Below are 1,258 nucleotides of genomic sequence, written 5' to 3' on the forward strand. Positions count from 1 at the left end.
TGTAGTGGTCAACTAAAATTGGCCACGGTTTTAGAGTTTTCCCAATATAATCGTTCTGATTCATTGGGAGTTAGACCACCGTTATACTGATGTGGTCTGAGTTGGCAGTAGTATCCGATAATGTAACGGGTAATCTCTTGTTGAGCCTCAGCGAAGCTACGATAACCCATAGTTGGCACCCATTCCGTTTTCAGACTTCTAAAGAAACGCTCCATCGGCGCATTATCCCAACAATTTCCTCGGCGAGATAAACTCTGTTTTATTTGAAAACGCCACAGCAATTGACGGTATTTACGGCTAGTATAATGACTGCCTTGATCGCTATGGAACATAACACCTTTAGGCTTACCACGTGACTCATAAGCCATCGAAAGAGCTTTGCCTGTTAGTTTAGAATCAGGTGATAGAGACATCGACCAGCTAATCACTTTTCGGGCAAAAAGATCGATAACAACGGCTAAATACATCCACCGATTACCTGTCCAAATATACGTCACATCACCAGCCCAGACCTCATTTGGGGCGGTAACCGCAAACTGACGACCTAAGTGATTTGGAACGTCAATATGTTCTTGTGAAGCTTTTCGGTAACGATGTTTTGGCACTTGGCAACTCACTAAACCAAGCGTTCTCATAAGTTTTGTTGCTCGGTATCGGCTCAGCTTTACACCCTGATTTGTGACTATATCTGCAATGGTTCTAGCTCCCGCAGAGCCATTGCTTGCAGCGTGAGCCTCACTGACCAAGCTGCGCAACTTTACTGTTTCAGCGTTAATTACCGTTGGGCGTTTAAGCCAATAGTGATAACTACTTCGATGAACATTGAAGACTTCGCATAATGTTTTTACGCTGTAGCTCTGCTTGAGTTTCTTGATTATCAAGAATTGTTCAGTGAGTCCGACATCAACAGAGCCGTGGCTTTTTTTAATATTTCATTATGCTCTTCAAGGCGAGCCAACTTCTTTTTTAATTCCCGAATTTCTATTTGTTCAGGGGTCATCGGTGAAGCTTTCGGTGTTTTTCCTTGGCGCTCTTCTCTAAGCTGGCGAACCCACTTATCCATCGTGGACTTGCCCACATTCATGGCTTGGGCTGCTTCAGTCACTGAGTAATTTTGGTCTAGGACTAACTGAGCTGCTTCTAACTTAAATTCTGCGCTAAATAGTCGTCTTGTACGTTTTGTCATAGTGTCACCTGTTAACTTATGAGGTGATGATATCACCTCTAACTAAGTGACCAAATTCACTATGCCACTACA

The 1,258-nt window shown here is 43.2% G+C and carries 1 protein-coding gene; it reads right to left on the reverse strand.

What is annotated here, in order from left to right; genetic code table 11:
- Positions 1-8 precede the first annotated feature (8 nt).
- Positions 9-1,186, reverse strand: a protein-coding gene (locus tag OQJ75_RS22420) for an IS3 family transposase (protein ID WP_265974979.1) whose coding sequence is annotated in 2 segments (ribosomal slippage) — positions 9-928 and positions 928-1,186 — 1,179 coding nt in all. Because the reading frame shifts where the segments join, the coding sequence is not laid out codon by codon here.
- Positions 1,187-1,258 lie beyond the last annotated feature (72 nt).

It is taken from the genome of Vibrio sp. 14G-20, assembly GCF_026241515.1.
GTDB lineage: Bacteria > Pseudomonadota > Gammaproteobacteria > Enterobacterales > Vibrionaceae > Vibrio.